The sequence below is a fragment of the Enterococcus sp. DIV1368d genome, from assembly GCF_050542975.1.
GTDB classification, from domain to species: Bacteria; Bacillota; Bacilli; order Lactobacillales; family Enterococcaceae; genus Enterococcus_D; species Enterococcus_D casseliflavus.
Genome location: NZ_CP172939.1, coordinates 1,356,637 through 1,370,044 on the forward strand (window position 1 = coordinate 1,356,637; position 13,408 = coordinate 1,370,044).

The 13,408-nt window shown below is 42.0% G+C and carries 11 protein-coding genes; 6 read left to right on the top strand and 5 right to left on the bottom strand.

All coding sequences use genetic code 11. The features are described 5' to 3' along the window. Positions 1-273: 273 nt before the first annotated feature. A complete protein-coding gene (locus IGJ44_RS06235; protein WP_167826730.1) occupies positions 274-2,067 on the top strand; it encodes an oligopeptide ABC transporter substrate-binding protein in 1,794 nt (597 codons plus the stop codon). Here IGJ44_RS06235 and IGJ44_RS06240 read toward each other — a convergent pair. Both IGJ44_RS06240 and IGJ44_RS06245 read right to left on the bottom strand, forming a co-directional pair. Continuing rightward, positions 2,064-2,246 carry a hypothetical protein gene (locus tag IGJ44_RS06240; protein WP_430606421.1) on the bottom strand — a complete coding sequence of 61 codons (183 nt, stop codon included), beginning with the start codon at positions 2,244-2,246 and terminating at the stop codon, positions 2,064-2,066. The two genes, IGJ44_RS06235 and IGJ44_RS06240, sit on opposite strands and share 4 nt — an antisense overlap. Before the next feature lie 79 nt (positions 2,247-2,325). Then, positions 2,326-3,189 (bottom strand): helix-turn-helix domain-containing protein, encoded by an 864-nt coding sequence (locus IGJ44_RS06245; RefSeq protein WP_167826729.1) that lies wholly within the window; start codon positions 3,187-3,189, stop codon positions 2,326-2,328. A 1,064-nt stretch (positions 3,190-4,253) separates the two neighbouring features. On the opposite strand from IGJ44_RS06245, the gene IGJ44_RS06250 reads away from it, so the two are divergent. The 3 genes from IGJ44_RS06250 to IGJ44_RS06260 all read left to right on the top strand — a co-directional run bounded on the left by IGJ44_RS06250 (position 4,254) and on the right by IGJ44_RS06260 (position 8,729). Next, positions 4,254-5,096: a PRD domain-containing protein gene (locus IGJ44_RS06250; protein ID WP_005225677.1), complete on the top strand. Its 843-nt coding sequence runs from the start codon at positions 4,254-4,256 to the stop codon at positions 5,094-5,096. Between the two features lie 170 nt (positions 5,097-5,266). Then, positions 5,267-7,168: a beta-glucoside-specific PTS transporter subunit IIABC gene (locus IGJ44_RS06255; RefSeq protein WP_010747921.1), complete on the top strand. Its 1,902-nt coding sequence runs from the start codon at positions 5,267-5,269 to the stop codon at positions 7,166-7,168. 91 nt (positions 7,169-7,259) lie between these two features. Then, a complete protein-coding gene (locus tag IGJ44_RS06260) occupies positions 7,260-8,729 on the top strand; it encodes a glycoside hydrolase family 1 protein (RefSeq protein ID WP_015509445.1) in 1,470 nt (489 codons plus the stop codon). A gap of 51 nt (positions 8,730-8,780) precedes the next feature. Here the strand turns inward: IGJ44_RS06260 and IGJ44_RS06265 are convergent, their stop codons facing one another. Then, the gene (locus tag IGJ44_RS06265; protein WP_430606425.1) at positions 8,781-8,966 is read right to left on the bottom strand and encodes a hypothetical protein; all 186 of its coding nucleotides are present in this window, start codon (positions 8,964-8,966) and stop codon (positions 8,781-8,783) included. 360 nt (positions 8,967-9,326) lie between these two features. Next, a complete protein-coding gene (locus IGJ44_RS06270; protein ID WP_005225681.1) occupies positions 9,327-9,584 on the bottom strand; it encodes a hypothetical protein in 258 nt (85 codons plus the stop codon). 572 nt (positions 9,585-10,156) lie between these two features. Between IGJ44_RS06270 and IGJ44_RS06275 the strand changes: the two genes are divergently transcribed. Beyond that, positions 10,157-11,044, top strand: a complete 888-nt coding sequence (locus IGJ44_RS06275) for an SDR family oxidoreductase (protein ID WP_005235175.1) — start codon at positions 10,157-10,159, stop codon at positions 11,042-11,044. An 82-nt stretch (positions 11,045-11,126) separates the two neighbouring features. On the opposite strand, the gene IGJ44_RS06280 is transcribed toward IGJ44_RS06275, so the two are convergent. Beyond that, a complete protein-coding gene (locus tag IGJ44_RS06280) occupies positions 11,127-12,632 on the bottom strand; it encodes a helix-turn-helix domain-containing protein (RefSeq protein WP_074535633.1) in 1,506 nt (501 codons plus the stop codon). A 184-nt stretch (positions 12,633-12,816) separates the two neighbouring features. Here IGJ44_RS06280 and IGJ44_RS06285 point away from each other — a divergent pair, with 184 nt between their 5' ends. Then, entirely contained in the window at positions 12,817-13,392 is a 576-nt protein-coding gene (locus tag IGJ44_RS06285; RefSeq protein ID WP_205821223.1) for a WxL domain-containing protein, read from the top strand. Positions 13,393-13,408 lie beyond the last annotated feature (16 nt).

Genomic DNA, 13,408 nt, shown 5'->3' on the forward strand with positions numbered 1-13,408 from the left:
CAAAAAAGGGAGAAAAAGAAAAATTTAAGAAAATGCGAATAAAAATAACGGCGATCTATCAATGAGAATCGCCGTTTTGTCAATAATTTCATCAATCGGTGAAATTATTGACAGAAAGAATTTTACGAAAATTGTTATAATTTAGTTAATCTCGTTCAGATTTTCTAATAAAAAAGCCATTTTAAGATAAAAAAACTGTTTGCTTGGTTTTTTTATTCGAAGATCGAGTGGTCACTGAATCACGAGGAAGGGATTTAAATAAGGAGGAAGAGTATGAAGAAAACGAAGTTTGGCATGATTACTTTATTGGCAGCGCTTGTTTTAGGGGCTTGCGGACAAAGTAACGGAGGTGGAACAGGTTCGACAGATACAGGAGAGTCGTCATCAGACGCTGCAGCATCAGATATCGGTACTATGCCATTGGCAGTAGTGAACGATGGTGAAGTAATGGATGGCGGTACATTGGATGTGGCAGTCGTCATGGATACTCAATTCCAAGGATTGTTCCAATGGGAGTTCTATCAAGATACTTATGACAATGATTTTATGTTACCAAGTCACGAACAGCTCTTTTTAAGAGATGCAGATTTTAAAATCGTTGATGGTGGAGCGGCTGATCTTGATTTAGATATTGAGAATAACATAGCAACAATCACTTTACGAGATGATTTGAAGTGGTCAGACGGGGTAGATGTCACAGCCGAAGACGTTATTTTCTCATATGAAGTAATTGGTCACAAAGACTATACAGGAATCCGTTATGATAATACCTTTACGAATGTGGTCGGAATGGAAGAGTATCACAATGGAGATTCAGATACGATTTCGGGAATTACCGCTGTCAGCGATAAAGTTGTTGAAGTTGAGTTTAAAGAAATGCATCCAGGAATGATGCAACTAGGTGGTGGTGTCTGGTATTCGGCGTTACCAAAGCATACCTTTGAAGGCATTGAAGTTGCAGATATGGAATCTAGTGATCCTGTTCGTAGCAACCCAATTGGCTTTGGTCCTTACCAAATGAGTAACATTGTTCCAGGAGAGACTGTTGAATATACTCCGAATGAGCATTATTACGGTGCTACACCATCGTTAGATAAAATTGTAATGCGTGGCGTTCCTTCCGCATCGATCAATGAAGCATTGAATGCTAAACAATATGATCTTGCACTGAAAATGCCTACTGATACTTACGATTCCTATGCGGATACTGATGGATACCAAATTTTAGGCCGTCCAGAACAATCCTATACGTACCTTGGATTCAAATTGGGCACTTGGAATGAAGAAACAAATAGTGTCGAATACAATCCAGAAGCAAAGATGGCAAATAAAGCGTTACGTCAAGCAATGGGCTATGCAGTAGACAATGATGCGATTGGTGAGCGTTTCTATTATGGCTTACGCTCAAATGCTAGCACACTGATCCCACCAGTTTATGGCTCATTGCACAACTCAGAGCTTGAAGGATACCATTTAGATTTAGATAGAGCAAATCAATTACTAGATGATGCAGGCTTTATCGACGTAGATGGCGACGGCTTCCGTGAAGATCCAGATGGCAACAAATTGACCATCAATTTTGCTTCAATGGCAGGTGGAGAAACTGCGCAACCATTGGCGGATTACTATGTTCAACAATGGCAAGAAATCGGTTTGGATGTTCAGTACTCAACAGGGCGTCTGATCGACTTCCAAGCCTTCTACGACAAGTTGAAAAATGATGATCCAGACATCGATGTTTATCTAGCTGCTTGGGGAACAGGATCCGACCCGTCTCCAACCGGTCTATGGGGACCAAATTCTGCCTTCAACTACACTCGTTATGAGTCTGATCGCAATACAGAATTATTGGCAGCCATCGATTCAAATGACTCATTTGATGAAGAAAAACGCAAAGAAGCGTTTGATGCGTGGCAAGAATATATGTTGGAAGAAGCGTTTGGTATTCCAACACTTTATCGTAACCAAGTATTGCCGATCTCTGATCGTGTTGCAAACTTTACGTGGGCATATGATCCAGATCATAATCCATGGGCGACTATCGGTGTGACTTCAGAATCTCGTTAATCGGTTAGTAAATTACACAAATGAATCGGCAGCAGCATGCTCGTTGCTTTTGCCAAACAAAACCAGTTAGGTCTAAAACCTAACTGGTTTTTTTCTTGGTCCATGCAGACGGAAGAAGCAAGTCGAATGTTGAACCCTTCATTTCGAGCGGGTGTTTCGTGGGCGGGTTGGAGTGACATTGACGAAAAAGCTGAGCTCCGTTGGAAGATCAGCTTTTTTTGTTAGATAACATTACATAAATGCCCATTTAATAAGCGGCTAAATCGCACGATTGGTAACAGCAGCAAGCAACTGTTGGAGATCGTCTTTATGGTTCTGGTAACCCGCTTGTTCAATAACGACTAAGGTGTTTTTTAGAATCTCTTTGTTCAACTGAGCGGATTGCAAATACGAGTATATTTCCTGATACAGCACTTGATGGATTTTCAAATAAAAATAGAGGGGTGTATTGGGGAGCGGTTCAGACAAGAGCAGAAACTTGTTTAGTAGATAGGCATCTTTATTTTCGCTGGCAAAGGCACAGCCGTTTAAGATCACGACACTTAACAGATTTGCATAAAATGGATCATTGGCGTAGTGAAGAATTTTTTTGATCCCATGATCTAAGTAATAACTGATCGTTTCTTGGTCAAAAATAAATAACAAATTTGAGAATAAATTTAACTCAAAGCGCCCCCAGGTTTCGATATCAAACAAGTATTGCTTTACCAGTTCGACTTCTTGGGTGTAAGCTCCTTGATTCATCAGAAATGATTCACGGTTGAGCAGCAGCAATCCTTGGACATACAAAGAATAATAGAAAAAATTTTGTGTCTCAAAGTAGCGTTTTTCCAGGCTAGTCAAGTAGTCGAGAGTCAGTGTTCGCTCATAGTAACGGGTATAGAAATCTTGCACCAGCTGACGTTTCTGATCCGTGACTTCGCTGTCGATCAACAGACTGAACTCATGAACCGTAATATTCATTTTGTCTAAGTAGTCAAACAAGGTTTGTGAAGAGAGGTTTGTTTTACGATTTTCGAATGAAGAAAGGGTGGTGCGTGAGGAAATACCTTCGGCAAGCTTGGCTTGCGAGATTTTGCGATCTGTGCGCAGTTTTTTGATTAAAGAGCCTTGCTGTTTCATGGGGGACCTCCTTAATTGTGACGCATTTCTGAACAATGTGATTTTAATAACATGTTATCAAATATAATAAGGTATAGCAAATAATAAAGGAGGTAGTTTTTCATGGAATTTGAACCATTCGGCCCTTGGGAAATCAACCCATTTAAAAACTAGTACTGCCTTTTCTGCGAAACCTTATCGTTGACCTTTCAATGATAAGTCTTGTGACTGTTTCCTTTATGATAGGAACAGCATTTTCCTCGCTTTCTGCGGTCTTTATCGCAGGAACGAGCAACATCTTGAAGAATCGAAAGGGTATTTGATTGCTTCCCCCTCTCAAAGACACCTTTTCGTTTGTGGAAGTCATGAAGCGCATGAATCGCTAAAAGCGGTCAGTCACATTGAATGTCTGTCATGCACCAGACCTTCCCCAATTCTTTGATTCTTTGTGATTGATCGTTTTTTGTAAAGCATCATCCTTCTAGCTATGACCGTAATGTACGAAGATTACGGTTTTTTTTGTTGTGTGCTGTTGGATAAAATCTGCAAGAGTTGTCACAGAGGGTTTATACAGAAAAACCCCTCACTATCAGTAAAAAATCCACTTCAAATAAGAGTGAAACAAAGCCGAAAAGGAAAAAAGAAAAACGTTTGCAAAAAAAGTGTTGACATTTTTTCTCAGAATGAGTACTATTATCTCAACGGAACATGAGAGTGTTCTCATTACTGGATTCGTTACTGTTCGGCAGGCAAGACCAGAGGAAAAAAGTGCGTTGATTACCCAAAGTTTCTTGGGTTGTACACTTTTTTGCTTTGGTCTTCTTTTTTTGCTCCATTATTTCTAATAGCTAAAAAAAGAACCGGTTCCAAGGTAAGGTCCAGTCATTGATCAGCAAAGGAGGGGAGAAGTAAAACGCAATGAACTGCCAGCTAGTTTTGACGATAGCCTGCAACACTTTCTAGAGCAGTCAATCACCTCGTCACTTAACGGCATGTCAGAGAAAGAAAAAAATACAAGACCTTCTGCATAGACGTCAAAGGATGCAACGTTTTTTACGGGCTATGCTGATCAAGGAGGATCGTTCGTGAAGATTATCAAGAGGATCAACAACAATGTTGTACTTTCAAAAGAAGATGAAGTTGAAGTGATCCTAATGGGAAAAGGGATCGGCTTTCAAACGAAACCGGGTGACCCGATTCCAGCTGAGCGAATCGAAAAAAAATACTATCCAGAAGATGATTTGACAGTGGAACATATGTCGAAAGTCATGACGAAGGCTGACGAAAAACAAATGGCCGTCATTTATGAAATCGTGCGTCTTTTTCGGGATAGTGTTGGAACCGATTTCAATCCAAATGTTTATTTCACACTGATGGATCATATCTTGTTTGCCATCAGTCGTCAAAAGCAAGAAATTGTTTTGACCAATCCCATGCATTGGGAAATCAAGAAAATTTATGCCAAGGAATATGCGGTCAGTGTCCAAGCGGTCGAGTTGATCCGCAAAGAGCTGTATCCCGATTTTTCACAAGAAGAAGCTGCGTTTATCACTTTGCATTTCGTCAATGCGCAAATTGAAAAAAGCGCCAATCAAAGTGCTTATGAGCACACCGAGTTGACGAACAATATTTTACGGATCGTTAAGTACAGCATGAACATCGAGTTTGATGAGAATTCTTCCTACTTCCAACGGTTCGTGACCCACATTCGCTATTATTTAATTCGACAAAGTCAAGAAAAAGAAGAGCCAGTATTGGCAAATCCAATGATTGCCTTGGCCTTCAGCAGCTATCCAAAAGAAAAAGAAACCGCAGATTCGATCAAAGAATACTTATTTGAACAAAAGGGCTGGCATGTCAACGATATGGAATTGATGTATTTGATTCTGCATATCGGTAACTTAGCCGCTCACTCAAAATTAACCTAAGAATGGAAATGGATTCGTTACAGTTCGGCTGGCAAGACCTGCACTTTCTTACAATACTCGATGAGGAAACCCGTCACTCTTTTTTTAGGGGATCTCTCATGCTTGTTTATTGTAGAAATGGCTGGTCTTTTTATTTTTATTAAATGACCAATAAAAAAGGAGCAATCAAAATGGCAAAATATACTGAATTAGCGCAAGACATTTTGGCCCACGTTGGTGGCAAAGAAAATGTCTCATCTGTAAAACACTGTGTGACTCGCTTACGATTCCACTTAAAAGACGAAAGCAAAGCGGACACTGATTATTTGCAAAAACGTGACGGTGTCGTGACCGTCGTCAAAGCAGGCGGACAATACCAAGTCGTTATCGGCAATCATGTGCCAGATGTTTATGATGAAGTGTTGAAAGTCGGCGGATTAGCCGATGGTGGCAGTCTTGATATCGATGAAGGCGACGGGCAAAAAGGCAGCTTGTTTGACCGCTTTATCGATGTTATCTCAAGCCTGTTCCAACCGTTCTTAGGTCCATTAGCGGCAGCCGGTATCTTAAAAGGGATCACGGCGTTGCTGGCAGCAACTGGGATGGAAGCGACCAATGGTATCTATGTAGTAATGAATACTCTAGGCGATGGTTTGTTCCAATACTTACCAATGATCTTAGCCGTCACTGCAGCGAAGAAATTCAAGATGAACACCTATACAGCATTAGCGATCGCAGGGGCGATGGTCTATCCTGGCTTAGCAGAAAGTGTGGCTGAAGCGAGCAAAGTCTTCGGTCTAACCTTGACCTTACCAGCAGGTGGCTACTTTAACAGCGTACTGCCAATCATTTTAGCGATTTTTGTCGCTTCGAAAATTGAACAGTTTATGCGCAAAGTTACACCTGATGTAGTCAAAATGTTTGTGGTTCCGTTTGTAACGATTTTGATCACTGTGCCGTTGACCTTCTTTGTGGTAGGTCCAGTCGCAAATACAGCATCTAGCTGGATCGGTGTTGCTTTCCAAGCGGTGTACGATTTCAGCCCAATCATTTACGGCTTTGCTTTAGGGGCATTATGGCAAGTATTAGTTATGTTTGGTCTTCACTGGGGTCTTGTACCATTGGCGATCATGGATATGGCACAAAACGGCTCTTCGATTATTTTGACCGCAGCAGTGCTACCATGTTTCACGCAAACGGGTGTGTTAGCAGCGATTTGGTTGAAAACGAAAGAACCAAAAGTCAAACAAGGCGCAATGCCAGCATTGATCTCATCGATCTTCGGTGTGACTGAACCTGCGATCTACGGGTACACGTTGCCAATGAAAACACCATTTATCGTTTCTTGTTTAGTTTCAGGTTTCGTCGGTATCTACTTGTCAATCTTTAACGTCACTGGTTATGCAATGGGTGGTATGGGGATCTTCTTGTATCCTGCATATATCGATCCAGCAACAGGCAGCTTCCATAGTGTGATCCACTTGGCGATTGGTACAGTGATTGCGATCGTAGCGTCATTTATCATCATGATGTTGTTGAAAGTACCAACATTGTATACAACTGTTGATTCACCAGTCGACGGTCAAGCAACACCAGCAGCGCCAGCGCCAGAAGCAAAAACCGTTTCTGCCAGCGTCAAAGATGAAACAGTCAAAAGCCCAGTAACTGGTCAAGTGGTTGCTTTAGCAGATGTGGAAGACAAAGTCTTTTCTTCAGGTGCTATGGGAAAAGGGATCGCCGTTGAACCAGCGATCGGTGAAATCACTGCGCCAGCAGATGCAGAAGTCAAAATCTTGTTTCCAACAAAACATGCCATCGGTTTAGTGACAGAAGATGGAACAGAACTATTGATCCACATCGGCATGAATACGGTAGAACTTGAAGGCAATCACTTTACTGCCTACATCAACCAAGGAGACAAAGTCAAAGCTGGTCAAAAATTGATCTCTTTTGATACAGAGGCGATTCGTGCGGAAGGCTATTCCTTGCTGACACCAGTCATCGTCACGAACTCTAACGACTACAGTGACATCCAAACGACACAGTCAAAAGAAGTAACAGCGCAGGACGATTTGATCGAAGTCGTAAAATAAATGCGTTTAACGGCACGTCGCTGGATCAGTAAGAATGCTTTCTTGCTGATCTGCTGTGTCGATTATTAAAGAAAAAGAAAGTAGGCTAATCATGACAGAAAAACAATTTCCAAAAGGCTTTTTATGGGGCGGCGCCACTGCAGCCAACCAATTTGAAGGAGCATGGAACGAAGGCGGACGTGGTCCAGCGACATCCGATACAGCGATCGCTGTCAAACCAGAAGACCGCAAAAACATGGCAGAATTTGCTGCACCAATGACACGGGAAAAAGTTTTGTTTGCCTTAAATGACAAAGAAGGCTTGTATCCAAAACGTTGGGGGTCAGACTTCTACCATCGCTACAAAGAAGACATCGCCTTGTATGCAGAGATGGGCTTCAAAACCTTCCGTCTGTCCATCGCTTGGTCAAGAATTTTTCCAAATGGTGACGATGCTCAGCCAAATGAAGAAGGCTTGCAATTTTATGACAATGTGTTTGATGAGTGTGCGAAATACGGGATCGAACCCTTAGTGACTCTCTCTCACTACGAAACACCTATTGGGATCGCGTTAAACTATGGCGGCTGGAAAAATCGCCAAGTGATCGATTTGTTCGTCAAATACGCAGAAACCGTGTTGACCCGCTACAAAGACAAAGTCAAATACTGGTTGACCTTCAATGAAATCAATATCATGGGGATCTCTGGCTATGTTGGTGGTGCCTTGTTATCCGAAGACGGCACACAAAACCTTTCTGACATGTATCAAGCCGTGCATCATCAATTTGTGGCTTCTAGTTTAGCAACAAAATTTGCCCACGAAATCAATCCTGACATCAAAGTAGGGATGATGTTGGCACGGATGCAAGCTTACCCAGCTACACCAAATCCAGCAGATGTGATGGAAGAAATCAAACGTGACCACGAGAATCTCTTCTTCTCTGATGTCCAAGTTCGTGGGAAGTATCCAGCATATACGAAGCGCTTCTTTAAAGAAAACGGCATCGAAGTGACCTTCGAAGACGGCGATTTAGACATTCTTGCGCAATACCCTGTCGACTTCATGTCCTTTTCTTACTACATGAGTTCTATTGCCCGCCACAATCCTGAAGAAGGCGGCGAAGCAACTGCTGGCAACTTTTCTTTAGGTGAATCAAACCCTTACTTGGAAGCCTCTGACTGGGGGTGGCAAATCGATCCAATCGGCTTGCGTGTGACTTTGAATAACTTGTACGACCGCTACCAAGTACCGTTGTTTATCGTTGAAAACGGCTTAGGTGCCTTGGATACGGTGGAAGAGGATGGTTCGATCCATGACAGCTATCGCATCGATTATTTGAAGGCGCATATCGAACAAATGTATGAAGCGATCGAAGATGGTGTGGAATTGATGGGCTATACGCCTTGGGGTTGTACCGACTTAGTATCGGCTTCCACGTCAGAAATGTCGAAACGCTACGGCTTTGTCTATGTAGACGCGGATGATGAAGGAAACGGCAGCTTTGACCGTTCCCGCAAAGATAGTTTCTACTGGTACAAAGAAGTGATTGCCACCAATGGCGGTAGTTTGTTACAGGATTAAAAACTACACCAAAGCGGCTCTCTTTTGTGAGAGCCGCTTTTTTTGCTGGGTTTAGAGAACAAAGAAGAAAAAGGGAATCAGCAGCTGCCATCCCAGATAAATTAAAGATACAGTCAGCGCCCACTTCTTCATTTTCGGCTTAGGCACAACGGATTCAGGCATCAAATACACAAGGGAAAAAACCGTGAGAAGAAATAGCAGGGTCAGTGGTTGGACGACAAAGGTCAGCCTGTTCATAGGAAACGCTCCTTTCAAGAGGTTTGATGATTCTTTGTTACGATGTGGTAATTTACAATTTTATTATATATTTAATGTTTTGGAAACGCAATGTGTACGTGGGGAGCGCAAGTGTCACAACGAAAGGAATCAGAGAGCAAGGCTTGGCATGCCGTTATCGGCGAAAAGTGATTTTTTCATCAAAGCAGACTGAATAAGAATGAGTGAGGATGAACAATAAAAAAATCCCCTTGAAAGGGGATCATGAGCCGAAATCCTTACGAAGGGGATGAAAGGAGCTACTTCATAGGTATAGCTCGTCTTTGTTGTAGTCAAAAGGCATTAAGAGGGCGTTTTGGCGGGAGTCAGGCGCAGCTGCAGTCAACGTTTTCTACTACGCAAATAAAAAATATACCCAAGCAGACTAGCAGAAATCAAGAAACCCATAAAATAAACGGTTAGTTTCATATCTGGCATGACATAGGAGTATTCTAAGATTTTACAAACAAAGATGATCAAAGAAACAGTGATCGTTAGAGAAACCCATGTGAAACGCGGCAGTCGTTTTGTTAGGAAGACCAAACCTAACGAAAAAAAGATGACTGGTACCCAAAAGATCAAGCGAGCAAGTTGGATCATTTTATCTCTCCTCATTCTTTCTTATTTGAGTAAAAGGATAACGTAAATATTCATTTTTTTTAAATAATATCCATTGGTTGTGAAAAAAATAGTTAATAATCAGAAGGGTATGTGAAGACCCGCTAATGTTTTTAGTGCCGCGAATAAACAGCATTTTTTTTAGAAAACGAGCATGCTTTTTATTACTTTAGAAAGTTTCAGCACATATTACAGACACCAAACACTGGATGATCGACAGCCACCACAGTCATCCCGATGTTTTTCTACAGACCGCAAAGGAGATGGAGGCCTTTCGTCGGGCACTCCTCGAACTGCTAGAAAAGTAGCAAAATCAACCACTGCACACAAAAATTTCATTACGATTTCCCAGCAGAATGATGAGATACCTGGGGGCGTTTTCACTACTGAGTCATGCAGCATTTTCGTTTTACTAAGCATCTGTTTTCTTACAGATGCTTTTTTTCTGGTGAGCGTTTCGTTTCTCATTCGCTCCATCTTCCTTTACACTTTTAAGTAAGGTCATAACAAACGATGACAAATAAGAAGTAGAAATAATCAAGGAGGAAACGAGCATGTCAGAAAAAATCAACAATCCGTTAACGAAGTATTATGATGGCAAATTTGAAAAACAGGTGCAAGAAGCACCGGCGATTCAAGGAAAGATGCAGCCAGTACCTGATTGCGGGGAAGAAAGCTACGCAGGTTCAGGCAAATTAGCTGGACGCAAAGCATTAGTGACCGGTGGTGATTCTGGTATTGGTCGAGCAGCAGCGATTGCTTTTGCCAAAGAAGGCGCCGATGTTGCAATCAACTATCTTCCTTTTGAAGAAGAAGACGCGCAAGAAGTCAAGGCAGTCATTGAAAAAGCCGGACGCAAAGCAGTTTTGATCCCAGGAGACTTGAAAGATGAAACTTTCGCTCGTCAATTGGTTCATGAAGCAGCCAAAGAATTAGGCGGGTTAGATACGTTGGTTCTAAATGCTGGGATGCAACAAGCGGTGAAGGACATCAAAGAGTTGACTACGCAACAAATTCAAGACACCTTTACAACGAATATCATCTCGATGTATTGGACAGTCCAAGAAGCATTGGATTACTTACCAGCTGGTGGAAGCATCATCACGACCACTTCGATCCAAAGTGCGGAACCAAGCGCCCATCTTTTAGACTATGCAGCCACGAAAGGTGCCATTACTTCCTTTAGTAAAGGGCTAGCTGCGCAATTAAGTGAAAAAGGCATTCGGGTCAATACCGTTGCGCCTGGTCCAATCTGGACGCCACTTCAAATTTCTGGTGGACAACCACAATCTGCGATCCCAGAATTTGGTCAAAAAGAATTGATGAAACGTGCTGGACAACCAGTCGAATTAGCACCAGTCTACGTTTTCCTAGCCTCTGATGAAGCAAGCTATGTAACTGGTCAAGTGTACAGTGTAACGGGTGGTAGCTTCTTCGCTTAACAATCCCTGGATAAACTTGTAGGAAAAAAGCTCGAGCAAAGATGCTCGGGCTTTTTTTGCGGATGAAAAGGGAATCGGCAGCTTACTTTCCTTGTTTGGCAAACATCTTGGTCATCATCAGTTGATTGATCTTTGCAAAAACGGCTGCCCACTCTTGTTCGGCTTGTAGGTTAGACAGTAAGACTAATTTTTCGGAAAACATCACTTCTTCATAGCTATCGGTGATTAAAAGATCGGCTGCTTCCATCTGGTTAACAAAAGTCACTGATGCTTTGGAATAAATCGAACGGATCCTTGTCTCGATCATTTGCTTTGTGCGGTATTGGATCGTCGTTTGAATATAGATCGACACGGTCGGGGGCGTATTCATCTGTGTTTCCAAATACAAGAGATGCGCGAGATAAGGCAACTGTGTCTGTTCAAAATACTCTTTGTCCAAGTCAGCAAATGGATACCTTTCAACATGGGTCAGTAAAAGTGTGCAGATTGCTTCATAGGTTTTGTCTTTCGAAGGAGTGTTTTCGGTCAACAGTTGGTGTTCGAGCTGCCACACTTCCAGAAGATCGATGCCGATAATGATCGATAGATTGAAGACCAGCAGACAGCTGCTTAATAGTTTTTCAAATTCGGCGACTTCTTGACTTGGAGCAAAGGTATCGTGCCAATCTTTGATCATTGCAGTGAAAAAGCGCACAAGATCGGTATCAGAATGTTTGATCTCTTGGATGATCGCTTGATTCTTCGCTTGGGGAATCACCCCTGGCAAAAACACATGCAAAAAGAAATTTAAGTAAAGATATTCTGACTGAAGCGTCTTTTCTGAGGCATAATCGGCACTCAAAAAAAGCGATTCGAGGATTTCCTCTGGTAAAAAACAATAAAAATTCATCAATCCCATGTATTTTTCAGGGATCGCTGGCAAATATTTTTTCTGGATCGTTCGGCTGACCACTGCTTGCCAAAATGCAGCGAGTTTATTTTTCGTCAACGGATCAAAGTGAGAAACAGCAAAGAACGCTGTAAACTCTTCGACATTCTTATGGGAAACGCTCGGCAATAGCCACAAATCAGCAGGCGCACTTTGGGTCAAGAAACTGTAGGTGAAAATACGGATATCAAGCTCTTTTCCAGCAAGAACGATGCGATTATTCAGGTCTGTTCGAATTTGGATTTGAAACTTTTCCAATAGTTGATTGATTTTCTTGATCAACCGATACATATGCGATTGGCTGACATGCAAATCCAAACATAATTGCGTCAAGGTCATTTGCGGGCGCCCAATCAAGTAATGAATCAAGGTATATTGTGTGGAGTTGAGCAAATAATGATACATCAATTTTGCATAGAAAGGTTCATCGTCATCTGCTCGATCAACAAAATACTGATTGTAATGATTTTTTGATAGAAGCAGGTGAGGGGAGAGCAGCTGCAAATCTTCATTTAAAAAATAAATATATTTTTGCAGACTTTTTTGTGGGATGTTCAAAACTTCTGACAGTTGGACCAATGTCACACCATTGGAATTACAGACAACTTTGAAAATCTCTAATTTCTTTTCTTCTGCGGGAGAAATGAATTCTCGATACATAAGGGATTCTCCTTTTTGGCGTTTTTTTTACGCTAAATCTGTGAACCGTATGATAACCATGATGGATTATACTTATGATAGATGAGAATAGAATGAAAAAACACCAATTAAATTATTATTTTTTAAGGCTGTTTTTTCGATTAACCTCGGTTTCTCATTAAAAAAAGTGAAGGAAGAGATGAAAATGAACAAAAAGGCAGTAATGTTAGGTTTGGTCGGAATGGGTTTAGGAATGGCGCCGACTGCGGCAGCTGCAGCAGAAGCGAATCCAACGGCTTCAATGACGAGTCAAGCAACGCTAACGATCGAACAAGGAATCTTGTCACTGGATCAGGTGACTAATTTTAACTTCGGTACAAGCAGTATCCAAGAGATCGCTACCGATGAACAAGTGATTCAAACAACGTCGAATGAAGTGACATCGATCACGGATTACCGTGGGCCGAATCAAGCTGGCTGGCAGTTGACGGCGCAATTATCGAAAATGACGAATGCGAGCGATAACGAGCTGGCAAATGCCAAAGTCACTTTAAATGGTACAACGGCTTCTGGCGATGCAGCGCTAGTCTCGGGCACCGAATTGATGGTAGGGGCAACAGATCCAACGCTGATTGCTTCTGCTAATGGCACAACTGGCTTAGCAACCAATGACTTTAACTTTTCCAATGCTTCATTAACCGTACCGAAGCAAAATGTGAACAGCGGCACTTATAGCGGCACGATCACTTGGACATTAGCGAACACGTATCAAGCAGAGTAGGAAAGAAAGGGCGACA

What these genes read in the sequence shown, in the direction of transcription:
- IGJ44_RS06280 (WP_074535633.1), bottom strand. Translation starts at nt 12,632, where the DNA reads ATGTATCGAGAATTCATTTCTCCCGCAGAAGAAAAGAAATTAGAGATT.
- IGJ44_RS06260 (WP_015509445.1), top strand. Translation starts at nt 7,260, where the DNA reads ATGACAGAAAAACAATTTCCAAAAGGCTTTTTATGGGGCGGCGCCACT.
- IGJ44_RS06245 (WP_167826729.1), bottom strand. Translation starts at nt 3,189, where the DNA reads ATGAAACAGCAAGGCTCTTTAATCAAAAAACTGCGCACAGATCGCAAA.
- IGJ44_RS06240 (WP_430606421.1), bottom strand. Translation starts at nt 2,246, where the DNA reads ATGTCACTCCAACCCGCCCACGAAACACCCGCTCGAAATGAAGGGTTC.
- IGJ44_RS06265 (WP_430606425.1), bottom strand. Translation starts at nt 8,966, where the DNA reads ATGAACAGGCTGACCTTTGTCGTCCAACCACTGACCCTGCTATTTCTT.
- IGJ44_RS06285 (WP_205821223.1), top strand. Translation starts at nt 12,817, where the DNA reads ATGAACAAAAAGGCAGTAATGTTAGGTTTGGTCGGAATGGGTTTAGGA.
- IGJ44_RS06255 (WP_010747921.1), top strand. Translation starts at nt 5,267, where the DNA reads ATGGCAAAATATACTGAATTAGCGCAAGACATTTTGGCCCACGTTGGT.
- IGJ44_RS06235 (WP_167826730.1), top strand. Translation starts at nt 274, where the DNA reads ATGAAGAAAACGAAGTTTGGCATGATTACTTTATTGGCAGCGCTTGTT.
- IGJ44_RS06270 (WP_005225681.1), bottom strand. Translation starts at nt 9,584, where the DNA reads ATGATCCAACTTGCTCGCTTGATCTTTTGGGTACCAGTCATCTTTTTT.
- IGJ44_RS06275 (WP_005235175.1), top strand. Translation starts at nt 10,157, where the DNA reads ATGTCAGAAAAAATCAACAATCCGTTAACGAAGTATTATGATGGCAAA.